This window comes from Methylobacterium sp. 174MFSha1.1 (assembly GCF_900116815.1).
Lineage (GTDB): Bacteria > Pseudomonadota > Alphaproteobacteria > Rhizobiales > Beijerinckiaceae > Methylobacterium.
The window spans coordinates 123,819-149,860 of sequence record NZ_FPCB01000009.1 but is presented as its reverse complement, the minus strand read 5'-3'; the positions used below and the strand labels follow the sequence as shown (position 1 = coordinate 149,860).

The window sequence follows — 26,042 nt, the reverse complement described above, 5'->3', positions numbered from 1 at the left end:
AATGACGGTCGCGAGCGTGATAGGGTGGTTTCGCAGACCGAAGGCCGGGGCGCCGATTCTCCCGCCGGCGCCACTCGGTCCGGCCCGCGCCTTGGACGGCCCGACCTCCGCCGAGATGCGATGGCGTCCCGGCCCCCGCGCTCTCGCTCCTGACCGACGCGCGGGGCCGCGGCGACGCTGGCCCGATCCCTGCAAGCGCGGGTGCGAGCACGAGGTAAGTAGAGCAGCATGACGATTCGTCCCAAGGTCGCGTTCATCGGCACCGGCGGCACACTCTCGTCGGTGGGCCGCGATTCCCTCGACATCCTCGACTACACCGCCACCGGCGAGCGCCTGGAGGCGGAGGAGATCCTGGCCCGTGTGCCGGAGGCCGCGGCCGTCGCCGAGGTGGTGCCGGTGCGCTACCGGGCGGTGACGAGCCCCGGCATCGGCTTCTCCGACTGGAAGACCCTGGTGCTGCTCTGCGAGCGGCTGGTGGCCGAGCATCCGGACCTCGCCGGCATCGTCATCGGCCACGGCACCGCCACCCTGGAGGAGACCGCCTACGCGCTCAGCCTCACCCTGACGGTCGCGGTGCCGGTGGTGCTGGTGGGCTCGCAGCGGCCGATCAGCGCCCTGTCGAGCGACGCCCCGCTCAACCTCGTCGCTGCCCTGCGCACGGCGGCCGCGCCGGAATCCCGCGGCCGCGGCGTGCTCGTGGTGCTCAACGACGAGATCCAGGCCGCCCGCGAGGTGACCAAGACCTCGGTCGCCCGGCTCCAGACCTTCCGGACGCCGGATTTCGGCGTGCTCGGCCAGGTCGACGGGCCGCATGTCCGCTACTACCGCCGGTCCGAGCGGCGCCACGCCCCCGGCACCCCGTTCGATATCCGCGGCCTCGACGCCCTGCCGCGGGTCGACATCTCCTACGCCTACGCCGATGCCGACGGCACGGCGGTGCGGGCCTTCGCGGCGGCGGGCGCGCGCGGCATCGTCTCGGCGGGGCTCGCCCCCGGCATGACGCCGCCGGCGGAGGCCGAGGCGCTCGGCGCGGCGACCGCCGCCGGCATCGCCGTGGTGCAATCGACCCGCGCCGGCAGCGGCGTGGTGCCGGACACGAAGCGCCTCGCCGAGCTCGGCATCCTCAGCGCCGACAACCTGACGCCGCAGAAGGCCCGCATCCTGCTGGCCCTCGCCCTCACGGTGACCCGCGATCCGGCGAGGCTGCGCGAGATCTTCGCGACCTATTGAGGCGTAAGCGCGCGGGGCCAACGGCTTGACCCGCCGGGCGATTGCCAGGCGCGCCGGCCCTGCTCTAGGGTCTCACTGCCACGCCCGACGACTGCCCCCGCGGGTCGGGCCGGCGGCAGGTCGGGCCGGCGCAGTCTGAACACCTTCGTCAGCGCCCGACCTGCACGACGGGGCAAGAATCCGGGGGGCACATCCCCCGGGGGAGACGACGCCCGATGGTGCGCCTCAATGAGATCCGGGCCGGCGAGGTCGCGGTCGCGCCGCCCGCCGCGGACGATGCCGGCCTCGTCTTCATCGGCCGCATCCGCACCCCCTGGACCGACCGGCTCGGCTGCCCGCGCCAGGGCCGGGCCGACGGGCCGGCCTGCCGGATCGAGGTGTTTCCGCCCTGGCGCGAGGCCCTCGACGGCGTCGCGCTCTACGAGCGCCTGGAGGTGCTGTACTGGCTCGACCGCTCGCGCCGCGACCTGGTGCGCCAGAGCCCGGCCGATGACGGCACCACCCGCGGCACCTTCTCGCTGCGCTCCCCGGTGCGCCCGAACCCGATCGGCACCAGCATCGTCCGGCTGATCGGAGTCGAGGACGGGATCGTCCACGTGCGCGGCCTCGATTGCCTCGACGGCACGCCGCTCCTCGACATCAAGCCCGACCGCACCCTGTTCACGCCCCTGGCGCCGCCCCAGGCCGGCGATGCGGAGACCGGTGGGGCGTGAGACGGATCACCCTCGCCCTTCTGCTGCTGATCCCGGTAATCCTGAGGACGCCCGTCCGGGCCGAGACGGCGCCGACGGTGACGCCGCTGCCGATGCAGGAGGTCGCCCCCGGAGCCTTCGTCTACGCCGCGCCCTACGCGCTGGCCGGGCGGGACAACGACGGCGCGATCGCCAATGTCGGCTTCGTCATCGGGCGCGACGCGGTGGCGGTGATCGATACCGGCGGCAGCCTGCGGGCGGGGCAGCGCCTGCGCGCGGCGCTCCGGCAGCGCACCGCCCTGCCGGTGCGCTACGTCATCAACACCCACGTCCATCCCGACCACGTGCTGGGCAACGCCGCCTTCGCGGAGGAGGGGGCGACGTTCGTCGGCCACCATGCCCTGCCGGAGGCGCTGGCGGCGCGGGCGGAAAGCTACCTGCGGGCCAATGCCGGCCTCGTCGGGCCCGGCTTCGCCGGCACCCGGATCGTGCCGTCGACCCTGCTGGTCTCGACCCGCCTCGACCTCGACCTCGGCGGACGGGTGCTGCGCCTCGAGGCCTGGCCGACCTCTCACACCAACAGCGACCTGACGGTGCGCGACGAGGGCACCGACACCTGGTTCCTCGGCGACCTCCTGTTCGTCGGCCACGTGCCGGCCCTCGACGGGCGGCTCGCCGGCTGGATCGCGACCCTGCGCGCCCTGAAGGCGCGCCCCGCCGCCCGGGTGGTGCCGGGCCACGGCCCCGCCTCCGTCCCGTGGCCGGCCGCCGCCGGACCGATCGACCGCTACCTCGCGGATCTCGAGCGACAGGTGCGGGCGATGGTGCGGGACGGCACCCCGATCGGCGAGGCGGGCCGGGCCGCTCGGGACGAGGCCGGGGAGTGGGCCCTGTTCGACGATTTCAACGCCCGCAACGCCACCACCGCCTACCAGGAATTGGAGTGGGACTAATCGACGACTTACGGTTACGTCCGCCCGTTCAGGCAAACCCGTTCGTCGACCAATGAATCCGACCACGATCGGTTGATGTTGCGTAGCACAATCGCGATGCTGCCCTGCAGCATACAAGGCGATGTATACCTTAGTTATCGATTTCGAAGCCTGTCAGGGGCGCCCTGCCGCAGGCAGGTGTGTTGACGGCGTCCCAATTTCTCTTAGAGTTCCTTCAAGCTTCGGTTTCAACGGTGCCGCCAGGGGAAGGCGGTGTTCGGTTCGCAGACACGGCAAGGCCCGCCCGGGCACCTTCCACGCCAGTCCCGCTGGCGGCCGGTTGTGACACGCTGCCGAGGCCAACGACATCCCCAAACGCAAACAACAGGAACGGTTCGATGCGTCCCCTGCGGGGCGCGCGGCGGAATGCACCTGTCGGAGGAATCCATGAGAGCGGTCCATCTCCTTGCGGTGAGCGCGGGCATCCTCGGTGCCGTCCCGGCACTGGCCAACGAAGACGTGCTGAAGCGGTCGGCCAATCCGGCCGAGCAGGTCCTTCAGACCGTCGACTACGCCAACACGCGCTATTCCAAGCTCGACCAGATCAACACCGGCAACGTCAACAAGCTGCAGGTGGCCTGGACCTTCTCGACCGGCGTGCTGCGCGGCCACGAGGGCTCGCCGCTGGTCGTCGGCGACGTGATGTACGTCCACACGCCGTTCCCGAACATCGTCTACGCGCTCGATCTGAACAACGAGGGCAAGATCCTCTGGAAGTACGAGCCGAAGCAGGATCCCAACGTCATCCCGGTGATGTGCTGCGACACGGTCAACCGTGGCCTGGCCTATGCCGACGGCGCGATCTTCCTGCACCAGGCCGACACCACCCTCGTCTCGCTCGACGCCAAGAGTGGCAAGGTGAACTGGTCGGTGCAGAACGGCGACCCGAAGGTCGGCGAGACCAACACCGCCACCGTGATGCCGGTGAAGGACAAGCTGATCGTCGGCATTTCGGGCGCCGAGTACGGCATCCGCGGCCACATCACCGCCTACGACCTTAAGACCGGCAAGCAGGCCTGGCGCGCCTACAATGTCGGCCCCGACGCCGAGATGAAGATCGACCCCGAGAAGACCACCGAGCTCGGCAAGCCGGTCGGCAAGGACTCGTCGATCAAGACCTGGGAAGGCGACCAGTGGAAGACCGGCGGCGCCTCGACCTGGGGCTGGTACTCCTACGATCCGAAGCTGAACCTCGTCTATTACGGCACCGGCAATCCCTCGACCTGGAACCCGAAGCAGCGCCCGGGCGACAACAAGTGGTCGATGACGATCTTCGCCCGTGACGCCGATACCGGCATGGCGAAGTGGGTCTACCAGATGACCCCCCACGACGAGTGGGACTATGACGGCATCAACGAGATGATCCTCACGGATCAGAAGATCGGCGACAAGGAGCGGCCGCTCCTGACCCACTTCGACCGCAACGGCTACGGCTACACCCTCGACCGCGCGACCGGCGAGCTGCTCGTCGCCGAGAAGTACGATCCGGCGGTGAACTGGGCCACCAAGGTCGACATGGACAAGTCGTCCAAGACCTACGGCCGCCCGCTCGTCGTCGCCAAGTACTCGACCGACCAGAACGGCGAGGACACCAACTCGAAGGGCATCTGCCCGGCGGCGCTCGGCTCCAAGGACCAGCAGCCGGCGGCCTACTCGCCCAAGACCAACCTGTTCTACGTGCCGACCAACCACGTCTGCATGGATTACGAGCCGTTCCGGGTGAGCTACACCCCGGGCCAGCCCTATGTCGGTGCGACCCTGTCGATGTACCCGGCGCCCAACAGCCACGGCGGCATGGGCAACTTCATCGCCTGGGACAACGTGGCCGGCAAGATCAAGTGGTCGGTGCCCGAGCAGTTCTCGGTGTGGTCCGGCGCTCTCGCCACTGCCGGCGACGTGGTGTTCTACGGCACCCTGGAGGGTTACCTGAAGGCGGTGGATTCCAAGACCGGCAAGGAGCTCTACAAGTTCAAGACCCCGTCGGGCATCATCGGCAACGTGATGACCTACCAGCACAAGGGCAAGCAGCAGGTCGCCGTCCTGTCGGGCGTCGGCGGCTGGGCGGGCATCGGCCTCGCGGCCGGTCTCACCGACCCGAATGCCGGCCTCGGCGCGGTCGGCGGCTACGCCGCCCTGTCGAGCTACACCAACCTCGGCGGCCAGCTGACCGTCTTCACCCTGCCGAACTGACGTTTGGTCAGCCGGCTGCGACCATAGCATCTCAGACCTAAGTCCGGGCCGGCGCGGGTTTCCGCGCCGGCTCTCTCATGATTAGATGCCAAAGACGACGGTGCCGCCGCGGCATGTGTGGCAGACACCCAAAGTTGTCAGGGAGAAACGTCCGTTGCGTGACCTCAGCAAAGCTGTTCTGCGGCCGTTCGCGGCCGGCCTCGCCCTCGCAGCCCTCTCGCTGGTTGCAGTCCATGCTGAGGATGCCAAGAAACCGGATCCGGCGCTGGCCAACCAGCTCAACCCCAACGACAAGACCGCCGAGCCCGACGAGAAGCTGCTCGCCAAGGACGCCGCCGTGAAGGTGGAGGACGGCAAGTACTTCGACGCCGCCGGCGCCCCGACCTTCCACGTGACCGACAACGGCAAGAAGGTCGACTGGTACAGCTATTCCGGTTATCGCCGCTACCACGCCGAGTGCCACGTCTGCCACGGCCCGGACGGCATGGGCTCGACCTACGCCCCGGCCCTGAAGGATTCGCTGAAGTATCTATCCTACGAGGAATTCGTCGGCATCGTCGTCGGCGGGAAGCAGGACGTCAACGCCTCGACCCAGAAGGTCATGCCGGCCTTCGGCGACAACAAGAACGTCACCTGCTACATGGACGACCTCTACGTCTACCTGAAGGCGCGGGCCGCCGGCGCGATGGGCCGGGTGCGGCCGGGCGACAAGGAGGAGAAGCCGGAGGCCGCGCGCAAGGGCGAGAAGGAGTGCCTGGGCGGCTGATGGCACGCGCACATCTCCTTCGGGCCTTCGTCCTGGCGGCCGGCCTCGCGCCGGCCCTCGCGGGCGCGCAGGGGCTGCCGGACCTCGTCACGCCCGACGCGCTGCGGGTCTGCGCCGATCCCGGCAGCATGCCGTCCTCCGAGCGCCAGGGGGACGGGTTCGAGAACCGCATCGCGGCGATCGTCGCCGACGAGCTGAAGGTGAAGCTGCGCACTTACTGGCTCACCCAGGGGCCGGGCTTCGTGCGCAACACCCTCGGCACCGGCTTGTGCGACGTCATCATCGGCTCGGCCTTCGGCAGCGAGCTGGTGCAGCACACCAATCCCTATTACCGCTCGGCCTACGTGCTGGTGGCGCGGCGCGGCAGCCTCGACGGCCTGACCGGGCTCGACGATGCCCGCCTCAAGGGGAAGGCGATCGGGGTGATCGTCGGCACGCCGCCGGTCGACCGGATGGGGGCGCTCGGCCTCGTGCCGACGATGAAGCCCTATCCGCCCTACCAGTTCGACCCGGCGCGCAAGCACCAGACCGTCTCGGCCGAGATCGTCGCCGACGTCGCCTCGGGCAAGCTCGACGCGGCCGTCTTGTGGGGGCCCGCCGCCGGCTGGCTCGCGCGCCAGGCCGGCGGCCTCGACGTGGTGCCGCTCCTGCGCGAGCCCGACCGGCCGCCGCTCGCCTACCGCATCGCCATGGGGGTGCGGCACGGCGAGAACGAGTGGAAGCGGGTCCTCAACACGGCGCTCCGCAAGCGCCGGGCCGAGATCGAGGCGGTCTTGCGCGACTACGCCGTGCCGCTCCTCGACGAGGAGGAAAACCGCCTCCTGCCGGCGGAAGGCAAGCCGTGAGGCGGGGTCTCGCGGCAGCGATCCTGATCCTGGCCGCCACCATGGCCCGGGCCGCGCCGCCCGAGCCCGACGGCTTCCGCCAGGAGGGTTACCGCAGCCCGACGCCCGCCGCCTTGCAGGGTGCCACGACCCTCACCACGCCGGAGGCCGAGCGGCTGTGGCGGGCGGGCGCCGCCTTCGTCGACGTGCTGCCGCGCCCGCCCCGGCCCACCACCCTGCCGCCCGGCACGATCTGGCGCGACGCGCCCCACGACAGCATCCCGCACGCCCACTGGCTGCCCAATACCGGCTTCGGCGAACTGGCGCCGCAGACCGAGGCGTATCTTCGCAGCGGCCTCGCAGCCGCGACGGAGGGCCGATTCGAAAAACCCGTGGTGCTGTTCTGCCAGCGCGACTGCTGGATGTCGTGGAACGCCGCGAAGCGCGCCCTGGCGCTGGGCTACCGACGCGTCCACTGGTACCCGGACGGGACCGACGGCTGGGGCGAGGCCGGACTGCCGCTGGAGCGGGCGAGCCCGGCGGCGCCGTGACGCTCGGGCCCCGGCATGGCATGCAGGACGCTTCCGAATCGGGAGATACAGCAATGAGCCGAGAGACGAGCGGGGAGCGCGTCGCCATCGTCACCGCCGGCGGCAGCGGCATGGGGGCCGCGGCCGCCCGCAAGCTGGCGGCGGACGGCTTCCGGATCGCGGTCCTGTCCTCGTCGGGCAAGGGCGAGGCCCTGGCGGAAGCCCTCGGCGGGCTCGGGGTGACGGGCTCGAACCGGTCTCCGGACGATCTCGCCCGCCTCGTCGAGCGGACGATGGAGCGCTGGGGGCGGGTGGACGTGCTGGTCAACAGCGCCGGCCACGGTCCCAAGGGCCCGCTCCTCGACCTCACCGACGAGGACTGGACCCGCGGCATGGAGGTCTACTTCCTCAACGTGGTGCGGCCGACCCGCCTCGTCGCGCCGATCATGCAGCGCCAGGGCGGCGGCACGATCATCAACATCTCGACCTTCGCGGCCTTCGAGCCCGAGCAGGCCTTCCCGACCTCCGGCGTCTTCCGCTCGGGACTCGCCGCCTTCACCAAGCTCTTCTCCGACCGCTACGCCGCCGACAACGTCCGGATGAACAACATCCTGCCGGGCTTCGTCGACAGCCTGCCGGAGAAGCCGGGCATCCGCGACCGCATCCCGATGGGCCGCTACGGCCGCGAGGACGAGATCGCCGCCGTCGTTTCGTTCCTGGCCTCGGAAGGGGCGGGGTACATCACCGGGCAGAATCTACGGGTGGATGGGGGGATCACGCGGTCGGTATAAGCAATAAATAATTTCCTAAACCCTGCGAGACTGGCCGCTTAATTCGACCGACCTCGCAGGATATATGGCCTCGCAAGGTTAGGAATTTTTTGACATTTGAGAATTTATCCAATACGTACAAGCATCTTTCTCGTCTTTAAAGCTTTCATAACCAACTTTTGACCACCCACCGTCAGGATTGACTATAAACTGCTGATCCGAGAGAGATACCCCATCAGCAACTACCGGAACTACGTCGGCGTGACTAATTTCTTCTGCATGTGATCGGTCAGCTTCGCCTGAAACTGCAGGCGTGATAATCCAAGCGATGATAGGCTCAAAATGAGGCTTGAATTGTTCCGGTCTGGATTTTTCGGATATTTTATTATCGCCGATAGGCTCAAATATCGCCACTTTAAAACCAAGATGTGCAGGTATGACTGTTGGCGATAAGTTCTTCATTGCACTCTTCCAATGAGCGAAGCGTCTAATCTCATTGAATGTACAATTTGATCCAATTTTTGCAAGTGTCTTATTGTTAATTTAATTGAAAATACGGTAAAAAATAGATAAATAATAATAATTTTTCCAATCATAAGCCGTTCAACAATAGATATCTGTTGTTAGATATCAACAACATCTATTCCGCCCCGGTCGAGCTTGCTCAACGCCTGCACCACCGTCTCCCCGCCGATCACCAGGTCCGGCGCGATCTCGGCGAGCGGCACCAGCACGAAGGCGCGCTCGCGCAGGAATCGGTGGGGCAGCACCAGGCACTCATCGCTGACCGTGGCGCCGGCATAGTGCAGCACGTCAATGTCGATCACCCGCGGGCCCCAGCGGCGCTCGCGCACCCGGCCGAGGCGGGTCTCCGCGGAAAGGCAGGCTTCCAGGAGTGCGTGGGGCAAGAGCGTCGTTTCGATGCCGATCGCCGCGTTGAGGAACCAGTCCTGGTCGGTGTCGCCCCAGGGCGGGGTGCGGTAATTGCGGGAGCGGGCCGTCACGGCGAGGCCGGGCGTGGCCGCGAGGGCGGCGATCGCGGCGTCGAGCATCGCGGCCTTGTCGCCGAGGTTGCTGCCGAGCCCGAGATAGGCCTCAGCCACGGCGCATCCTCGTGATCTCGACCGCGACGCCGTCGAGCACCAGCGGCACCGGCGCGCCCGGCTTGTCGATCCGCACGGTCAGGCTCTGGATCGCCGGGAAGGCGGCGAGCGCGTCCTGCGCGATCGTCTCGGCCAGGGCCTCGATCAGCCGGAAGCGGCGCTCGGTGGCGATGCGGTGGGCGAGGCCGGCGAGGTCGGCGTAGCTCACCGTGGCGCCGATGTCGTCGCTTGTACCGGCGTCGCGAAGGTCGAGGCGGGCCTCCAGCGAGAGGTAGAAGCGCTGGCCCAGCACCGCCTCCTCCGGCAGCACGCCGTGGCGGGCGAACACCGCGAGGCGGTGGATCAGGATGCGGTCCACCGGGCTCAATCTCCGGCGCGGGAGGCGGGGCGCGTGATCGCGTCGACCACCTGGCACGCCTCGACATGGGGGCGCACGTCGTGCACCCGCACGATGTCGGCCCCGAGCGACGCGGCGGCGACGTGGGCGGCGATCGAGCCGAACAGCCGCTCGGCCGGCGCGGTCGCGGCATTGTGGATCCGCCCGAGCACCGATTTTCGCGAGACGCCGACGAGGAGCGGGAAACCGAGCGCCTTCAACTCGGGCAGGCGCCGCAGCGCCTCGAGATGCTGCTCCCAGCTCTTGCCGAAGCCGATCCCGGGATCGAGCACGATGTCGTGGTCGGGAATGCCGGCCCGGCGGGCGATGCCGAGCGAGCGCTCGAAGAAGGCCCGCATCTCGTCCACGATGTCGAGGCTCGGATCGATGGTCTCGCGGTTGTGCATCACCACCACCGGCGCGCCGTGATGGGCCGCGACCTGGGCGATCTCCGGCTCCCGCTGCAGGCCCCAGACGTCGTTGACGATGCAGGCGCCTGCCTTCAACGCCGCCTCGGCGGTCGAGGCCTTGTAGGTGTCGATCGAGATCGGGACGGGGAGGGCGGGGCTCAGCATCCGGATCGCCGGCAGCACCCGGGCCTGCTCCTCCTCGGCCGGCACCGGCACGTGGCCGGGACGGGTCGATTCCCCGCCGATGTCGAGGAGCGCCGCGCCTTCCTCGACCAAGCGGGTCGCCTGGTCCCGCGCCGCCTCCAGATCCTGGAAGCGGCCGCCATCCGAGAACGAGTCGGGCGTGACGTTCAGGATGCCCATCACCAGGGTGCGGCGGCCGAGATCCGGCAGCAGGGCGGCGAGTGCAGACACGGGCGGAGGATCCTCGAAGCGACTGCCCCGGGATAGGCCGGCGGGCGCCGGCGCGCAACGGCACCCTGCCGATCACGGTCCGGCGAGACGAGGCGCGAAACCGCGCCCGTTCAGGGACTTACCCTGGTGCCGGGCGCGCCCGTCCTCTACATTGGTCGAACCACGAGAGGTCCGTCGGGGCCCCGCATCGGAGAGAACGTCATGAGAGTGCTGGCGGCCTTGAGCGTCGCGGCGATGCTGGCCGGGCCGGCCGCGGCGCAGGACGAGCGGCCCGAGACCACCTGGACCGAGCTGCGCCCCTCGATCCTCGGCGAGCGCCCGATCCGGGACGCGGCCGGGCTCGTGAGCCTGGAGGCGCCCAGGCGCGCCGAGGACGCTGCCCTCGTGCCGGTGACCCTGCGGATCGCGCTGCCCGAGGGCGATGCCCGCCGGGTGAAGAGCCTGACTCTGGTGGTGGACGAGAACCCCTCGCCGGTTGTCGGCACGATCCGGTTCGCGCAAGGACAGCGCCGCTTCGACCTCTCCACCCGCATCCGGGTGAATTCCTACTCCTACGTTCGCGCCATCGCCGAGACCGAGGAGGGCGGACTCTACATGACCAAGGCCTACGTCAAGGCGGCGGGCGGCTGCTCGGCGCCGGCGGTCAAGGACCCGGCCGAGGCCAAGGCCCATCTCGGCGAGATGCGCTTCCGCGCCTTCGCCGAGCGCGGCGAGGCCCAGGTGCAGGTCCGCCACCCGAACTATTCCGGCCTGCAGATGGATCAGGTGACCCGGCTCTACACCCCGGCCTGGTTCGTCGAATCCCTGACCGTGCGCCAGGGCGAGACGGCGCTCTTCTCGATGACCGGCGGCATCTCGATCAGCGAGGACCCGACCTTCCGCTTCTCCTTCGCCGGCCATTCCGAGCCGGTGACGGTGGCGGCCAAGGACACCGAGGGGCGGGTGTTCACCCGGACCTTCCCGGCGGGGGGCGGGACGTGACGGCCCGCTCTGGCGAGAGGACGATCCGGCGATGCGGCTCGGCTACCTGATTCTGTACGTCCCGGACGTGGCGGCGAGTGTCGCGTTCTATGAGCGCGCCTTCGGGCTGGCGCCGCGCTTCGTCCACGAGAGCGGGCAATATGCCGAGCTGGAGACCGGCGCGACGGCCCTGGCCTTCGCCGAAGAGACGTTCGTCGCGCAGACGTGCCCGGGCTTCCGCCCGAACCGCCGCGCCGAAGCGCCGGCGGGCTTCGAGGTCGGGCTCGTCGCGGAGGACGTGCCGGCCGCCTTCGCCCGGGCGGTGGCGGCGGGCGCGGTGCCGGTGACGGAGCCGATGACCAAGCCCTGGGGCCAGATCGTCGCCTATGTGCGCGACGGGGACGGCGTGCTGGTGGAGCTGTGCAGCGCCATGGGCGGGTGATCCGTCCCGCGCCGGCGGCGCACCGCGACCGTCACCGAACCGTCGAGGCGGGCGTGATGGCCTCGGCGCGGATCGGCGCGCGGCCGCGACCTCACCCGCGGCGAGGCAACCGAGGATGCGGGCGGCGTCGACCGAGCGCATCGGGACCTCACGACGGGACGAGCAGGCGGCGCCGCACCAGCGCAACGTGGTAGGCGACGCCGTGGGGCAGGGCGGCGTCGTCGAAATCGTAGGTCGGGTTGTGGAGCGGCGCCGAGCCCTCGCCGTTGCCGAGGAAGACGAAGCAGCCCGGCACGTGGGCGAGGAAGCGGGCGAAATCCTCCGATCCGGTCATCGGCGCCCGCGCGACGGCGACCGCGTCCGCCCCGAGCGCAGCCGCGGCCGCGGCGAGCGCCTCCTCGGTGAGGACGGGGTCGTTCAGGAGCGGCACGAACTCGCGGGTGTAGGCGACCTCGGCCGTCACGCCGTAGGCGCGGGCGGTCCCCTCCGTGATCGCCCGCATCTGCCGCTCGATCTCGGCGCTGATCTCCGGCCGGAAGCTGCGCGCGTCGCCGAGGATGCGCGCCCGGCCCGGCAGGGCGTTGCGGGTGCCGTCGGTGATCAACTCCGTCACCGAGACCACCCCGACCTCGGTCGGATCGAGGCGGCGCGACACGATCGTCTGCAGGCTCATCACGGTGGCGCAGGCGGCGACCAGGACCTCGCTGCCCGTATGCGGCCGGGCAGCGTGGCCGCCGATGCCGGTGAGGACGATCTCGAAATTGTCCTCCGCCGACATGATCGGGCCGGGGCGGGTCTCGAGTCGGCCCAGACCCAGACCCGGCAGGTTGTGGAGGCCGTGGATCTCGTCGAAGGGGAAGCGCTCCATCAGGCGATCGTCGAGCATCGCGAGGGCGCCGCGGCCCCATTCTTCGGCGGGCTGGAACAGGAAGCGCACCGTGCCGTCGAAGCCGCCCTCCGCGGCGAGTTGCCGGGCGGCGCCGAGCAGCATCGCCGTGTGGCCGTCATGGCCGCAGGCATGCATGGTGCCGGCGTGGCGCGAGCGGTGGAGGTGAGTGCCCTGCTCGGAGATGCGCAAGGCGTCCATGTCGGCGCGCAGCGCGATCGATCGTTCGCTGCGGCCGCGCCGGAGCGTGCCGACGATTCCGGTGCCGCCGACGCCCTCGGCGACCTCGTCGAGGCCGAATTCCCGCAGCTTGTCCGCCACGAAGGCGGCGGTGCGCCGCTCCTCGAAGCCGAATTCGGGATGGGCGTGGAGGTCGCGCCGCCAGGAAATCATGTCCCGCAAGGCGACCATGTCCGCCAGGAGCGTGGACTTGCTCGTCATCGCGCGTCCCCCGACTCGTCCTCGGTCAGGGCGCCCTCGGTGACGAGGATGAGCAGGCGGCTGTCGCGGTCGAGCCGCAGCTCCGCCGCCCGGGCCGGATCGGCGAGGGCCGCCAGGGCGCCGGCGAGGCCGGCCGCGCCGGAGGGCGTCGTCGCGGGGCCGCCGGCCTCGGCGAGGATGCCGGGCGCCCGCCTCAGCTCGACCTCGGTGACGGTCGCGACCCGGGCGCCGTGGCGGCGCAGCACCGCGAGGGCCGGGGCGCTCGCCTCGCCGCAGGACAGCATCTCCGCTTCGGTATGGAGGTCCCCCGGCACCCGGACGGGGCGGCCGGCGGCGAGGGCGGGCGCGAGGCAGGCCGCCCGCTCCGGCTCCACCGCCACCACGAGGCCGGGGGAGTTGAGCCAGCCGGCCAAGCCCTCGGCCATCGCGGCGGCGAGGCCGCCGACGCCGGCCTGGACGAAGAGGTGGGTCGGACGGAGGCCGTTCCCGGCCTGGTCGCGGATCTCCGCCGCCATCACGCCGTAGCCGGCCATGACGTCGCGCACGATCGGGTCCTCGGGGTCGTCGGTGGTGTCGGCGACGAGGAGCCCCGCGCCGGCCCGGGCGGCGCCCGCCGCCGCCTCGACCGCGTCGTCGTAGGTGCCGGAAACCCGGACGATCTCGGCGCCCTCCTCGGCGATGCGCCGCGCCCGCGCCGGCGGCACGCCCGCATGCAGGAAGACCCGCGCCGGCGCCCCGGCGAACCGCGCCGCCGCGGCGACGGCGAGGCCGTGATTGCCGTCGCTGGCGCAGATCAGGGCCGGCTGCCCGGCGGGTCGGGCAGCGAGGAGCGCCCTCAGGTCCATCGCGGCGGCGCGGGAAAGCGCCGTCAGGCCCGCATAGGTGCCCCCCAGCGACTTGAAGCTGCCGAGCATTCGGCGCCCCTCGTCCTTGGCCAGGACCTGCGCGACGCCGAGCCGCCGCGCCAGGTCCGGCAGCGAGAGGAGCGGCGTCGGCGCGTAGGCCGGGTCGAGGCCGCGCAGGGCGGCGGCGATCGTGGAGATGGTTGGGGAGGGGGCTGGGTTCGGCATGACCGGCAGAGTGCCGGATTCGCGCGACGGTTGGCGCCGAAATGGTGCTAGAGTGCGGCGGTTCTCGCCGTTCTCGAGCGATCCATGCCGGAAAGCGTCACCCTCGATCGGTTCGACCGCGCCCTGCTCGACGCGGTCCAGGCCGATAATTTGACGCCGGCGCGGATCCTGGCCGAGCGGGTCGGGCTGTCCGAGAGCGCGGTGCTGCGGCGCCTGCGCCGGCTGCGGCAGGAGGGCGTCATCGTCGCCGACGTCGCGGTGGTGCATCCGGCGGTGCTCGGCACGCCGCTCTGCCTGCACGTGCTCGTCTCGCTGGAGCGCGAGACCTCGGACCGCCTCGACGCCTTCGTGCGCACCTTGCGCGAGCGGACGGAGGTGCGGGCGGCGTGGTACGTGACCGGCGAGGCCGATTTCGTATTGGAACTGCGCCTGAAGGACATGGCGGAGTACGAGGCCTTCACCCGCGCGGTGTTCCACGACAACCCGAACGTGCGGGCGTTCCGGACGCTGGTGGCGATGCGGCAGGTGATCGGGAACTGATCAGATCGGATTTCCCCCTTCGTGCGGCCGGTCAGCGCGGCGAGGTCTCCGCGAGGCGGTCGAGGAAGCGCCCGACGGGCTCCTGCCACAGCTCCCGATACCAGCCGACTGCATGACCGACCCCGCCCGGCACGTCGAAGGCCAGGAACTCGCCGGTGCCGCCGGCGGCGCGAAACGCCTCGAAGTTCCGGCGGCTATGCGCGACGGAATAGTAGGGATCGCGATGGCCGTAGAGCCAGAGGGTCGGGCCCGGGAAGGCGCCGCCGATGCGGAACAGGGTCGCGTTGACCTCGGCGGCGCTGCCGCAGGCCTCGCCGAGCCAGCCGCCGACGACATTCACCACGCCGCGGACGAGATCCGGGTGCCGCCCCGCGAACGCGATCGAAAGGACGCCGCCGCGCGACTGGCCGCCGATCAGGATCGGTCCCGCGGCGACGTCGTCCCGCCGCCGCAACGCCGTCACGGCGGCCGCGACATCGGCGAGCGCCCGCTCCGCCCCCGCGAGCGCGATCGGCGCGTCGCAGGTGTAGCCCCGGCTCCGGTCGGGATCGAACCCCTCGTCATAGAGGCCGTCCGACCGGCCGCGCCCGCGCCGCTGCGGAAACGCCACCATCCATCCCCGGCGGACGAGCTCGTCGGCCAGCGGAAACGACCAATAGGTCTGAGTGAAGCGGGCCGGGTCGCGCCCGAGGCCGGTCGAGCCGTGGTTGAAGACCAGGAGGGGAAACGGGCCTGGGCCGGACGGGCGGAACAACGCCACTTCGAGCCGCGTCGTCGCGCCGTTCTCGACCGGGCCGTCGACGAAGACCTTCCGCGGCTCCGACCAGTCGAGGCCGGTCGCCGCCTCCGTCAGGTCGGACAGGGCGGCCCGGCGCATGCGGGCGTAATCCCGCACGGGTTGGTAGGTCGCCCGCAGGGTGTCGCCATCGAGGGTGTAGGTCGCGGGGACCGCGCCTTCGAGCGTCAGCGTCGTGCCGGAGATGATCGCCCGCCGGCGCGACCACTGGCTCTCGATGCCGTAGTCTGGGGAAGCGGCGAGGGCGTAGACGACCTGCGCGCCCTTGCCGTCCGGGTCGACCCGCTCGACGATCAGCACGTGGGGAATGCTGCCGCTCCAGGTGCCGATCCAGGCGCCCAGGAACGACCCGGCCGGTTGCGGAGCGGAATCGGGTGCCGCCGCGACCGAGACGTTGTCCGGAAGCGGCACGCCGCGGACCCGGCCCGCCTGCGCGACCTGTCCCGTCATGCACAAACCCGCCACGGCGACGATGACGGCCAGACGCCAGACCATGGAATCACGGCTCCGGATCGGACCTGCCGTGTCCCGCCCCGGACGGACGGCGGCATCGGCTCATAGACTTGCAGACGTCCAGTCATGACGCAAGAATCGTCTGGTAAATCATACGTTGCGATCGTGTCTCCGGCTGGTATCTGTCGTGGCGGCGGCGACTTGCATCGCGCCGTTCACGGAAAGGGATCGGCATGCGGCTGCTGGTGCTCGGCGGCACGCAGTTCCTCGGGCGGGCCATCGCCGCGCACGCGCTCGGGCTCGGCCACGCGGTGACCTGCGCCGCGCGCGGCCTCTCAGGCGCCGCCCCGCCGGGTGCCCGCTTCATCGCCGTCGACCGTGACCGGGCGGACGGGCTGGCGGGGCTCGCCCGGGAGCGGTTCGACGCGGCCGTGGACGTGGCCCGCAATCCCGATCAGGTCCGGCGGGCGCTGGCGGCACTCGACGGCCGCGTCGGGCACTGGACCTTCGTGTCGACGACGAGCGTCTACGCCGACACCGTGACCAGGGGACAGCGGGCCGATACGGCGCCGCTTCTCGCACCCGCGGAGGATAGTCCCTACGGCGCCGCCAAGGTCGCCTGCGAGCGGGCTCTCAGTGGCGGCGCCCTGATCTGCCGCGCCGGGCTGATCGTCGGCCCGGGTGATCCGACCGGGCGGTTCCCCTACTGGGTCGCCCGGCTCGCCCGGGGCGGCGAGGTGCTGGCGCCGGCCGAACCGGAGGATCCGGTCCAACTGGTCGACGCGCGCGACCTCGCGGGCTGGATCCTCCGCGCGGCGCAAGGCGGCCTCTTGGGCACATACGACGCGGTGGCACCGGCCTGCACCCGCCGGGCCTTCCTCGATCGCTGCGCTGTCGCCCTCGGCGGGTCGTACAAAATCACCTGGGTCGATCCGGCCTTCCTCGACCGCCACGGCGTGGGGCGCGAATCCGGCCCGTTCTCCCTGCCGCTCCCACTGCCGGACACGATCGGCGACGCCTCCCGCGACGTTGCGCCGGTGCTCGCGGCGGGGCTGGCGCCGCGGCCGCTGGAGGAGACCGCCCGTGACACCCTGCGCTGGCTGGAGGCCGGGGGTGGTTCGGTGACGGGCCTGACGGCGGGCGAGGAGGCGGCGCTTCTCGCCGCCTGGCATGCCGAGAGGGGCCAGGCCCCGGACCCCGCCCCTTCGACGACGGCCATTCCGTCTTCCAGACTTGCGCCGACCCGCTCTTGCGACGCACCGCCTTCGCTCCTCGCGGAGGGCGAGGTTGTGCCGCCGAACCCTGCCGGATGATCACGGTCGAGCGATGTGCTGGATTATGGGTACTCGCACCCGGCGGGGAGCGTCGGGGTCGCGCTTCGTGTGATGGGCGGGATGTCCGGCACGACTGTGCGGTCGCCCGTACGGCGATCACCGGGCTGATGAACGGGCAGGAGTGACACCGTCGATCGCCGCCGGTCAGGCGGCTTCGCCTCGGTTTCGTCCATCCGGGGGCGCTCGGCTTGCGTTTTCGCCCATCAGCGTGACGTTGCGAAATGACATCCGCTCGGGATCAATGATCTTAGAAGCTTCAGATTATTGGATTAAAATCCTCTATACATTCCTCGAACGCTGGGTAACCTGAATTTTTATCTCCTCATGATAGGATGAAATTTAAATTGCAATTAAGGAAATTGTGATGAATTTCACGATCGCCACCCGGCTGAATATGATCGTCGTTCTGACGGCGCTCAGTCTCGTCGCCCTGGGTACGGTATCGCTCTACGCACAGTATCAAGTGATGTTCGATCTGCGCAAAGCTCAGATCGAGGCGCTGACGCAATCCGCCGGGGCCATCATCGCCGACTTCCGCGACCGGGCATCACGCAACGAGATCAGCGATGACGCCGCGCGGAGGATGGCCCTGGAGGCCGTGGGCGCGATGCGGTTCGGCAAGGGCGATTACATCTTCGTGTTCGACACCGCGGGCGTGGCGCTGGCGCATCCCGATCCCAAGCTGCGAGGCCGGAACCTCTCGGGCTTGAAGGATCGCGACGGCTTCCCGTTCATCGCCGACGTCTTGCCGCGCGCGATCCGGGACGGGACGGCCACGGTCACCTACTCCTGGAACCGCGCCGGCGGCGGCGCGCCGGCGCCCAAGCTCAGCGTCTTCCGGTCCTACGCGCCCTGGGGAATGGTGTTCGGCACCGGGCTGTACATCGACGACCTCATGGATATCGTCTGGTCGCAGGCCGCGAAGCTCCTGCTGGGAGCCGGCGCCCTGACCGCAATCGTCGCCCTGGTGATCTGGCTGATCGTGCGCTCCGTCATCCGGCCGCTCGCGAGCCTCCGCGTCGCCATGAACGGCCTCGCCGAAGGGCGGACGGACCTCTCCGTGCCGGAGGCGGCCTTGACGGACGAGGTCGGCGCGATGGCCCGCGCGGTCCTGGTGTTTCGCGACAACGCCATCGAGCGCCGGCACCTCCAGGGCGAGCACGAGGCGGACCAGGCGCGCCGGCTGAACAGGGCCGGGCAGCTCGAAGCCCTGATCGCAGGATTCCAGTCGATCGCCGGAGACGCGGTCGCGACGATCACCGGAGCCGCGCAGAGGCTTCAGGCGACGGCGACCGACATGACCTCGACGGCGAGCGAGACCGCCGGCCAGTCCATGCTCGTGAGCAACGCCGCCGACCAGGCCGCCTCCAATGTCAGGGCCGTCGCGGCGGCGGCCGAGGAACTCGGCTCCTCCGTGCAGGAGATCGGCCGGCAGGTCGCCGGCTCGTCCGACCTGGCGCGCAACGCGGTGGACGAGGCGAGCCGAACGGCGGATCTCGTGCATGCGTTGAGCACCGCGGTCGCGCGGATCGGCGACGTGGTCGCGATGATCTCGACCATCGCCTCGAAGACCAACCTCCTGGCCTTGAACGCCACGATCGAGGCGGCGCGGGCCGGTGAGGCAGGCCGGGGCTTCGTCGTCGTCGCCACCGAGGTGAAGGAGCTCGCGACCCAGACCGCGAAGGCGACCGACGAGATCGCGAGCCAGATCGCCCAGATCAAGAGTTCGACGGACCAGGCCGTGAGGGCGATCGGCGGCGTCGGCGCGCGCATCCAGCAGATCAGCACGGTCGCGACCTCGATCGCGGCGGCCGTCGAGCAGCAGGGCGTGGCCACGCTGGAGATCGTTCGCAACGTGACTCAGGCGGCGGCCGGGACCAGCGACGTGACCGGAGGGATCGCCGGCGTCGCCCTCGCGGCCGAAGCGACCGGATCGGCCGCCGGCCAGGTGCTCGGAGCCGCGTCCGAACTCTCGCACCAGTCCGGGCATCTCAATCAGGAGGTCGCCCGCTTCCTCTCCGCCGTGCGGGCCGCCTGACGATCGGCGACGCTCGCGGCGGGGCTGACGAAGCGGCCGCGGGAGGAAATCACGCGCGATACCCCGCGCGGACTGGAGGCCGGAGGCGGTCCGGTGACGGGCTTGGCACGCGGAGAGGGGAGGAGGGCTCGCTCGAGGCGCGGACAGGTCGAGCAGGACCGTCGATCCATGACCCTCCGGGTCATCCCGGGGCTCGCCGAGAGGCGAGAACCCGGGATCCATAACCGCTGACGATCCAGAGGAGGTCGGAACGCACCCCGCCTCGTCCGGTACCGCTAGCGGTTATGGATCCCGGGTTCCGCTGCGCGGCCCCGGGATGACGTGGAGCATGGACATTTCCTCAAGGCTCAGCAGGAGGGGGACCGACCTACCGCCCCACCGGCCCATAGGCCGCGAGGAACACCCGCACGGCTTCCGCGATCCAGTAGGTCGTCTCGGCCTCGGTCGGCGGGTCGCCGACGGAGAAGAGCAGCCGGCGCATCGTGGTGGCGGCGCAGAGGTCGAAGAAGTGGCGGGCGGCGAGGTCGGAATCCATCGCGCGCAGGCGGCCGGCGGCGACCTGGGCGTCGAGATAGGCGCGCAACCGCGCCCGGCCGAGCAGCGGTCCCGCTTCGTAGAAGGCCCGGCCGAAGCGCGGGAACTTTTCCGCCGCGCCGATCACCATCCGGACCGAGGCGATGTGGTCGGGCCGCACCATCGCCTCCATCAGGCTGGTGCCGAGGCGGCGCAGCACCGCGGCGACGTCGGGGTCGTCGTGGTCGAGGCGGCAGATGTTCTCCGCCAGCGTCCGCTTCTCCTCGATCGTCAGCGCCTCGAACAGCGCCTCCTTGCTCTCGAAGTAGACGTAGAGCGTGCCCTTCGAGACGCCGGCCGCCTTGGCGATCGCCCCCATGCTGGCCCCGTCGAAGCCGCTGGCGAGAAACACCTCGCGGGCCCCGTCCAGGATCTGGCGGCGCTTGTCGGTGTCGGTGGAGACGAGGGGAGCGTCGCTCATGATCGGGGCCGTGGGAGGGGGCTTTCGCCATTGTGGGTGTGCGACCGGCCCGGTTCAACCGGTGTGCCGCAGCGCACACAGCATCGATTGACCGAACGGTTCGGTCAACGTAGTATCGTGGCCGTTCGAGAGCCGTCAACCGATTCGCACGGATGATGGCGGCGACGGGTGGACGACGATGGCGTTTCGAGACGATTACGCGCAGGGCCGGCCCGCCGGCGAGGCGGCTCCCAAGGGCGCGCCCCCGGCGGCGGCTGCCGTGCCGGCGGCACCGGCTACCGCACCGCCGGCGAAGCGCAAGCGCCCCCTGCGCCGGCTGATCCTCGCCGCGCTCGTCCTCGGTGGTGGGGCCTACGGCGCCTATGCGGGCCACGAATGGTGGACGACCGGCCGCTTCTTCGTCTCGACCGACGACGCCTACGTCCAGGCCGACATCTCGACGCTCGCCGCCAAGGTCTCGGGCTACCTCGAGGCGGTGCCGGTGGTGAACGGGCAGGCGGTCAAGGCCGGCGACGTCATCGCGCGGATCGAGGATGGCGATTACCGCCTGGCGCTGAAGGCCGCCGAGGACAAGCTGGCGACGCAAGGCAGCACCATCGCCCGCATCGCCCGCCAGGCCGAGGCGGCCCGCGCCCAGGTGCTCCAGGGCCGGGCCCAGATCGACGCCGCCAAGGCCGATCAGGTCCGGGCCGCGGCCGATTACCAGCGCCAGCAGCTCCTCGCGCAATCGGAATTCGCCGCCAAGGCGCGGCTGGAGCAGTCGCGCGCCGACCGCGACCGCCAGGACGCCACCGTGAAGGGCGCCGAGGCCAACCTGATCGCCCTCCAGGCCAACGTCGCGGTGCTGGAGGCGCAGACCAAGGAGGCCGAGAACCTGGCCGCCGAGCTGCGCACCGCGGTCGACCGGGCCAAGCGCGACCTGTCCTTCACGGTCCTGCGTGCCCCCTTCGACGGGGTGATCGGCAACAAGGCGACGGAGGCCGGGGCCTACGTGGCGCCGGGCTCGCGCATCGCCGCCCTGGTGCCGCTCCAGAGCGCCCGGGTCGACGCCAACTTCAAGGAGACCCAGCTCGGCCGGGTCCGGGTCGGCCAGCCGGTCCATATCCGGGTGGATGCCTGGCCCGACCGCGACATCGTCGGCACGGTCGAGAGCCTGTCGCCGGCCTCCGGCTCGGTGTTCAGCCTACTGCCGCCGGACAACGCCACCGGCAACTTCACCAAGATCGTCCAGCGTCTGCCGGTGCGGGTGCGGGTGCCGGAGGCGGTCGCCCGCGAAGGCCTCCTGCGGCCGGGTCTCTCGGTGGTGGTGCGGGTCGACACAAGAGGCCTCGACGAGACCAAGCCGCCGGCGCCGATCGAGCCGCATCAGGCGGTGTCGGAGCAGGCCGGCCCGGCATCGGTGCGGACGGCCGGCCGCTGAGGCAGGGCGACATCACAGGTCCTCTGCCGCGCATACAGTTTACGCTGATCTATCCTGGTAAAAGTAGAGCGCGGGATCCCCTCTCCCGTGTGGGAGAGGGGAGATGTGCCTTACCGTCTCCAGGACGAGCAAGCAGACACGTCTCTTTAATCGAACAGGCACTCCCACCATGGCCGCGACCCCCGCGCCCGCCGACGCACCGATCGACCGCCGCCGCATGGTGGCGTTCGTCTGCATGGTGTTCGGGATGTTCATGGCGATCCTGGACATCCAGATCGTCTCGGCCTCGCTCGCCGAGATCCAGGCCGGCCTCTCGGCCTCCGCCGACGAGATCCCGTGGGTGCAGACGAGCTACCTCATCGCCGAGGTGATCTCGATCCCGCTCTCCGGCACCCTGTCGCGGGTGCTCTCGACCCGCTGGATGTTCGTGATCTCGGCCGGCGGCTTCACCCTGATGAGCCTGATGTGCGCCACCTCGTCGACGATCGGCGAGATGATCGTCTGGCGCGCCGCCCAAGGCTTCATCGGCGGCGGCATGATCCCGACGGTGTTCGCCTCAGCCTTCACCATCTTCCCGGCCTCGAAGCGCAGCATCGTCTCGCCGATGATCGGCCTCGTCGCGACCCTCGCCCCCACCATCGGCCCGACGGTCGGCGGCTACCTCACCGACCTGTTCAACTGGCACTGGCTCTTCCTCGTCAACATCGTGCCGGGCATCTTCGTCACGGTCTCGACCTACTTCCTGGTCGATTTCGACAAGCCGAACCTCGACCTGCTCAAGCGCTTCGACTGGACCGGCCTCGCCCTGATGGCGGCGTTCCTCGGCTGCCTCGAATACGTGCTGGAGGAGGGCCCGACCCACGACTGGTTCCAGGAGGAGGCAATCTTTCTGGCCGCGATCGTGTGCGGGGTGACCTGCATCGGCTTCTTCTGGCGCGCGCTCACCGCCGAGCAGCCGATCGTGGATCTCCGCGCCTTCTCCGACCGCAACTTCGCCGCTGGCTGCCTGTTCAGCTTCGTCATGGGCATCGGGCTCTACGGCCTGACCTACCTCTATCCGGTCTATCTCGGCCGGGTGCGCGGCTACTCGGCGCTCCAGATCGGCGAGACGATGTTCGTCTCAGGCCTGTGCATGTTCGCCACCGCTCCGATCGCCGGGCGCCTCTCGGGCAAGGTCGACCCGCGGATCATGATGGCGATCGGGTTCACCGGGTTCGCCGCCGGCACCTGGATCGTCACCGGCATCACCAAGGACTGGGACTTCTACGAGTTGCTGGTGCCGCAGGTCCTGCGCGGCTGCTCGCTGATGCTGTGCATGATCCCGATCAACAACATCGCGCTCGGCACCCTGCCGCCGGCCCGGATGAAGAACGCGTCGGGCCTCTACAACCTCACCCGCAACCTCGGCGGGGCGGTGGGTCTCGCGCTGATCAACACCGCGCTCAACGACCGCTGGGACCTGCACCTCGCCCGCCTGCACGAGCGCTTCACCTGGACCAACCCGATGGTGCTGGAGCGCCTCGACAGCATGGCCAAGGGCTTTGCCGGGCTCGCCGGCAACCCGGACGCCATGGCGCTGAAGGCGATGATGAACACCGTGCGGATGCAGGGGCTCCTGATGAGTTTCTCCGACGTATTCCTGATGCTGACGGTGCTGTTCGTCCTGATGACCTGCGCCACGCCGATGATCCGCCGGCCGCGCCCGGGCGGGGCGGGGGCGGACGCGCACTGAGGCGGCGAACCTCGTGGGCGGGCTGACGCCACCAGTCGCAAGGTGTGAGCCCGTCCGACTCGCCCGCCGGTTTCGACATCCTCCGCGTCATTCCGGGGCCGCGCAGCGGAGCCCGGAATCCAGACACTTAGGTGCCACAGGATAAAACGGCACGGTGTCCGCCCTCTCCTGAACCATCCGCGGGTCTGGATTCCGGGCTCCGCTGCGCGGCCCCGGAATGACCCGGAGGGTGTAGCATCGCTCGCGGGCCCATCGAGCAGGCCTTTGCTCCCGGCAGCGCCGCTGCCACCGCAAACAAAGGCGCCCCTCCCCAGCACGGAGAGAGACGCCAAGTCTGCGACACGTCTCGGGAGGAGATGCGGACGCCGTTCAGGCCAGTGGACGCAGTGAACGGCATCGACGCGTGTCGTCCTCATCAATGCACGCCCTTTGCTATGTTGCAAGCTGCTACGGCACCCGACCTTGGTCTGAAGGGGCGAGGGCACCAAATTGACCGTTATCACGGTCAAGCTGTTTTCCGTCGGTGGAATAAGGCTGATCGCTCGCGCGGGACGCGCCCGCGCGTCGGCCCTTCCCGGACCCGGCCCTCCCGCGCTAGATGTCGGGCTCCCGCCCGCCCGCGCCGCCCGGACGACGTGACGACGCCTTCCCTCCCCACCACCTCGCCCGCCACCGGCCGCCTCCGCTTCGAGGCGGTCTCGAAGCGCTTCGGCGACCACCTCGCCGTTGCCGATGTCGGCCTCGACCTCGAACCCGGGGCGGTGTTCTGCCTGCTCGGGCCGTCCGGCTGCGGCAAGTCCACGCTGCTGCGGATGATTGCCGGCTTCGAGAGCCTAAGCGCCGGGCGCATCCTGCTCGACGGGCAGGACCTCGCCGGGGTGCCGCCGCACCGCCGGCCGGTCAACATGATGTTCCAGTCCTACGCCCTGTTCCCGCACCGGGACGTGGCGGGGAACATCGCCTACGGGCTGGAGCGGGAGGGCCTGCCGAAGTCCGAGATCGCCGCCCGGGTCGCCGAGATGCTGCGGCTCGTCCAGCTCGACCACCTGGCCGCCCGCCGGCCCGACCAGCTCTCCGGCGGCCAGCGCCAGCGGGTGGCGCTCGCCCGGGCGCTCGCCAAGCGCCCCCGGGTGCTGCTCCTCGACGAGCCCCTCGGCGCCCTCGACCGCGCGTTGCGGGAGGAGACGCAAGCCGAGCTGCGGGCGCTCCAGCGCCGGCTCGGCACCACCTTCGTGGTCGTCACCCACGATCCCGCCGAGGCGATGGTGCTCGCAGACCGCATCGGCGTGATGGCGGCGGGCCGGCTGGTCCAGGTCGGGCCGGCGGCCGACCTCTACGAGCGCCCAGCCACCCGCTACGTCGCCGGCCTCCTCGGCGACGTGAACCTGATCGAGGGCCGGCTCGGGGAGGGCGGGGCAGGGGCCCTGCGCGGGCTCGACACGCCGCTCGGTCCTCTGCGGGCCTTCGACCACCACGGCGCCGGGCCGGCGGGCACCCCGGGCCTGCTCGCCCTGCGGCCCGAGCGCCTGACCCTCGGGAGCGAGGGCCTCGCCGGCACGCTCCTCGACGCGACCTATCTCGGAGACAAGATCCTCTACCGGGTCGGCCTCGCCGACGGGAGGAGCTTGCGCGCCTCGAGCCCTCCCGGCGCCGGGCCGGCCGTCGGCGCTCCGGTGCATCTCGCCTTCGCCCCCGAGGCCGCGTCGCTGCTGCCGGCGGAGGCCGCATGAGGGCGCGCCTGCGCGAGGCCCTGCGGCGGTTACGCCTGCCGGCGGTCCCGCTCCTCTGGCTCCTCGCCTTCTTCGGCCTGCCGTTCCTGGTGGTGGTCAAGATCAGCCTGTCGGACCCGGCGACGGCCTTGCCGCCCTACACGCCGGTGCTCGCCTGGGACATGGGCCTCGCCGGCTGGTCCGACGTGCTCGCCGCCCTCGACTTCGAGAATTACCGCACGCTGATCGCCGACCCGCTCTACCTCGAGGCGGGCCTGACCTCGCTCGCGGTGGCGCTCTCCGCGACCGCGCTGCTGATCCTCGTCGGGTACCCGATCGCCTACGCCATGGCGCGGGCGCCGAAAGCCTGGCAGCCGCTCCTCGTCGCCCTGATGGTGATCCCGTTCTGGACGAGTTTCCTGATCCGGGTCTATGCCTGGATCGCGATCCTCAAGAGCGACGGGCTCCTCAACCAGGCGCTGCTGGCGCTCGGGCTGATCGCGAAGCCGGTCGAGATCCTCAACACCCCGGCGGCGGTGATGATCGGGGTGGTCTACGCCTACCTGCCCTTCATGGTTCTGCCGCTCTACGCAGTGCTGGAGCGGCTCGACCGCGGGCTGATCGAGGCCGCCCGCGACCTCGGGGCGAGCCGGCTTTCCGCCTTCCGCACCGTGACGCTGCCCCTGTCGTGGCCCGGCCTCGTCGCCGGCACGCTCCTGTGCTTCATCCCGATCACCGGCGAGTTCATCATCCCGGACCTGCTCGGCGGGCCCGACACCCTGATGCTCGGGCGGGTCCTGTGGAGCGAGTTCTTCTCCAACCGCGACTGGCCGCTCGCCTCCGCGGTGGCAGTGGTGCTGCTCGTCATCGTGGCGGGCCCGGTGGTGCTGTTCCGCGAGGCCGAATCGCGCCGCCTGGAGCGCCCCTGAG

Annotated in this window: 25 protein-coding genes; 17 read left to right on the top strand and 8 right to left on the bottom strand. The window is 70.3% G+C overall.

All coding sequences use genetic code 11. The annotated features are described in order from the left end of the window. Positions 1-228 precede the first annotated feature (228 nt). The 8 genes from BM430_RS08380 (at position 229) to BM430_RS08345 (ending at position 8,015) form a co-directional block, all read left to right on the top strand. The gene (locus BM430_RS08380) at positions 229-1,230 is read left to right on the top strand and encodes an asparaginase (protein ID WP_093566787.1); all 1,002 of its coding nucleotides are present in this window, start codon (positions 229-231) and stop codon (positions 1,228-1,230) included. Between the two features lie 215 nt (positions 1,231-1,445). Next, on the top strand, positions 1,446-1,943 hold the full coding sequence (gene tsaA, locus BM430_RS08375) for a tRNA (N6-threonylcarbamoyladenosine(37)-N6)-methyltransferase TrmO (RefSeq protein WP_093566786.1): 498 nt from the start codon (positions 1,446-1,448) through the stop codon (positions 1,941-1,943). Next, a complete protein-coding gene (locus BM430_RS08370; protein ID WP_244539381.1) occupies positions 1,940-2,875 on the top strand; it encodes a quinoprotein relay system zinc metallohydrolase 2 in 936 nt (311 codons plus the stop codon). The genes tsaA and BM430_RS08370 overlap by 4 nt, the downstream gene beginning before the upstream one ends. Before the next feature lie 426 nt (positions 2,876-3,301). Beyond that, on the top strand, positions 3,302-5,104 hold the full coding sequence (gene xoxF5, locus BM430_RS08365) for a lanthanide-dependent methanol dehydrogenase XoxF5 (protein ID WP_093566894.1): 1,803 nt from the start codon (positions 3,302-3,304) through the stop codon (positions 5,102-5,104). A 154-nt stretch (positions 5,105-5,258) separates the two neighbouring features. Continuing rightward, the gene (locus BM430_RS08360) at positions 5,259-5,870 is read left to right on the top strand and encodes a c-type cytochrome, methanol metabolism-related (protein WP_093566785.1); all 612 of its coding nucleotides are present in this window, start codon (positions 5,259-5,261) and stop codon (positions 5,868-5,870) included. Next, entirely contained in the window at positions 5,870-6,715 is an 846-nt protein-coding gene (gene xoxJ / locus BM430_RS08355; RefSeq protein ID WP_093566784.1) for a rare earth element methanol dehydrogenase accessory protein XoxJ, read from the top strand. The genes BM430_RS08360 and xoxJ overlap by 1 nt, the downstream gene beginning before the upstream one ends. After that, entirely contained in the window at positions 6,712-7,245 is a 534-nt protein-coding gene (locus BM430_RS08350; RefSeq protein ID WP_093566783.1) for a PQQ-dependent catabolism-associated CXXCW motif protein, read from the top strand. Before xoxJ ends, BM430_RS08350 begins: the two co-directional genes overlap by 4 nt. A 53-nt stretch (positions 7,246-7,298) precedes the next feature. After that, positions 7,299-8,015, top strand: a complete 717-nt coding sequence (locus BM430_RS08345) for an SDR family oxidoreductase (RefSeq protein WP_093566782.1) — start codon at positions 7,299-7,301, stop codon at positions 8,013-8,015. Positions 8,016-8,093: 78 nt separating this feature from the next. On the opposite strand, the gene BM430_RS33850 is transcribed toward BM430_RS08345, so the two are convergent. The 4 genes from BM430_RS33850 to folP form a co-directional block, all read right to left on the bottom strand. Beyond that, positions 8,094-8,456 carry a hypothetical protein gene (locus BM430_RS33850; RefSeq protein WP_143131978.1) on the bottom strand — a complete coding sequence of 121 codons (363 nt, stop codon included), beginning with the start codon at positions 8,454-8,456 and terminating at the stop codon, positions 8,094-8,096. A gap of 161 nt (positions 8,457-8,617) precedes the next feature. Next, complete coding sequence (gene folK, locus BM430_RS08340; RefSeq protein WP_093566781.1) at positions 8,618-9,097, bottom strand: 2-amino-4-hydroxy-6-hydroxymethyldihydropteridine diphosphokinase; 480 nt, start codon at positions 9,095-9,097, stop codon at positions 8,618-8,620. Further along, entirely contained in the window at positions 9,090-9,455 is a 366-nt protein-coding gene (gene folB, locus BM430_RS08335; RefSeq protein ID WP_093566780.1) for a dihydroneopterin aldolase, read from the bottom strand. The genes folK and folB overlap by 8 nt, the downstream gene beginning before the upstream one ends. A 5-nt stretch (positions 9,456-9,460) precedes the next feature. Beyond that, a complete protein-coding gene (gene folP, locus BM430_RS08330) occupies positions 9,461-10,246 on the bottom strand; it encodes a dihydropteroate synthase (RefSeq protein ID WP_093566893.1) in 786 nt (261 codons plus the stop codon). A gap of 252 nt (positions 10,247-10,498) precedes the next feature. Between folP and BM430_RS08325 the strand changes: the two genes are divergently transcribed. Together BM430_RS08325 and BM430_RS08320 are read left to right on the top strand one after the other, a co-directional pair. Continuing rightward, positions 10,499-11,278 carry a quinoprotein dehydrogenase-associated SoxYZ-like carrier gene (locus BM430_RS08325; RefSeq protein ID WP_093566779.1) on the top strand — a complete coding sequence of 260 codons (780 nt, stop codon included), beginning with the start codon at positions 10,499-10,501 and terminating at the stop codon, positions 11,276-11,278. 31 nt (positions 11,279-11,309) lie between these two features. Continuing rightward, the gene (locus BM430_RS08320) at positions 11,310-11,699 is read left to right on the top strand and encodes a VOC family protein (protein ID WP_093566778.1); all 390 of its coding nucleotides are present in this window, start codon (positions 11,310-11,312) and stop codon (positions 11,697-11,699) included. A gap of 148 nt (positions 11,700-11,847) precedes the next feature. On the opposite strand, the gene BM430_RS08315 is transcribed toward BM430_RS08320, so the two are convergent. Together BM430_RS08315 and BM430_RS08310 are read right to left on the bottom strand one after the other, a co-directional pair. After that, entirely contained in the window at positions 11,848-13,026 is a 1,179-nt protein-coding gene (locus BM430_RS08315; protein ID WP_177302981.1) for an amidohydrolase, read from the bottom strand. After that, positions 13,023-14,096, bottom strand: coding sequence for a pyridoxal-phosphate dependent enzyme (locus tag BM430_RS08310; protein ID WP_093566777.1), 1,074 nt, complete (start codon positions 14,094-14,096; stop codon positions 13,023-13,025). The genes BM430_RS08315 and BM430_RS08310 overlap by 4 nt, the downstream gene beginning before the upstream one ends. 84 nt (positions 14,097-14,180) lie before the next feature. On the opposite strand from BM430_RS08310, the gene BM430_RS08305 reads away from it, so the two are divergent. Further along, complete coding sequence (locus BM430_RS08305; protein ID WP_093566776.1) at positions 14,181-14,636, top strand: Lrp/AsnC family transcriptional regulator; 456 nt, start codon at positions 14,181-14,183, stop codon at positions 14,634-14,636. Positions 14,637-14,667: 31 nt separating this feature from the next. Here BM430_RS08305 and BM430_RS08300 read toward each other — a convergent pair whose 3' ends face one another. Next, positions 14,668-15,927, bottom strand: coding sequence for an alpha/beta hydrolase family protein (locus tag BM430_RS08300; RefSeq protein WP_244539380.1), 1,260 nt, complete (start codon positions 15,925-15,927; stop codon positions 14,668-14,670). A gap of 191 nt (positions 15,928-16,118) precedes the next feature. Here BM430_RS08300 and BM430_RS08295 point away from each other — a divergent pair, with 191 nt between their 5' ends. Further along, positions 16,119-17,198 (top strand): NAD-dependent epimerase/dehydratase family protein, encoded by a 1,080-nt coding sequence (locus BM430_RS08295; RefSeq protein ID WP_143131977.1) that lies wholly within the window; start codon positions 16,119-16,121, stop codon positions 17,196-17,198. Positions 17,199-17,583: 385 nt separating this feature from the next. Then, the gene (locus tag BM430_RS08290; protein WP_244539379.1) at positions 17,584-19,257 is read left to right on the top strand and encodes a methyl-accepting chemotaxis protein; all 1,674 of its coding nucleotides are present in this window, start codon (positions 17,584-17,586) and stop codon (positions 19,255-19,257) included. Positions 19,258-19,624: 367 nt separating this feature from the next. On the opposite strand, the gene BM430_RS08285 is transcribed toward BM430_RS08290, so the two are convergent. Then, entirely contained in the window at positions 19,625-20,251 is a 627-nt protein-coding gene (locus tag BM430_RS08285; protein WP_093566774.1) for a TetR/AcrR family transcriptional regulator, read from the bottom strand. A gap of 178 nt (positions 20,252-20,429) precedes the next feature. Here BM430_RS08285 and BM430_RS08280 point away from each other — a divergent pair, with 178 nt between their 5' ends. The 4 genes from BM430_RS08280 (at position 20,430) to BM430_RS08265 (ending at position 26,041) form a co-directional block, all read left to right on the top strand. Continuing rightward, positions 20,430-21,671, top strand: coding sequence for an HlyD family secretion protein (locus tag BM430_RS08280; RefSeq protein ID WP_093566773.1), 1,242 nt, complete (start codon positions 20,430-20,432; stop codon positions 21,669-21,671). A 169-nt stretch (positions 21,672-21,840) separates the two neighbouring features. Continuing rightward, entirely contained in the window at positions 21,841-23,403 is a 1,563-nt protein-coding gene (locus BM430_RS08275) for a DHA2 family efflux MFS transporter permease subunit (RefSeq protein ID WP_093566772.1), read from the top strand. Between the two features lie 635 nt (positions 23,404-24,038). Then, on the top strand, positions 24,039-25,133 hold the full coding sequence (locus tag BM430_RS08270; RefSeq protein ID WP_244539378.1) for an ABC transporter ATP-binding protein: 1,095 nt from the start codon (positions 24,039-24,041) through the stop codon (positions 25,131-25,133). Further along, a complete protein-coding gene (locus tag BM430_RS08265; protein WP_093566770.1) occupies positions 25,130-26,041 on the top strand; it encodes an ABC transporter permease in 912 nt (303 codons plus the stop codon). The genes BM430_RS08270 and BM430_RS08265 overlap by 4 nt, the downstream gene beginning before the upstream one ends. Position 26,042 lies beyond the last annotated feature (1 nt).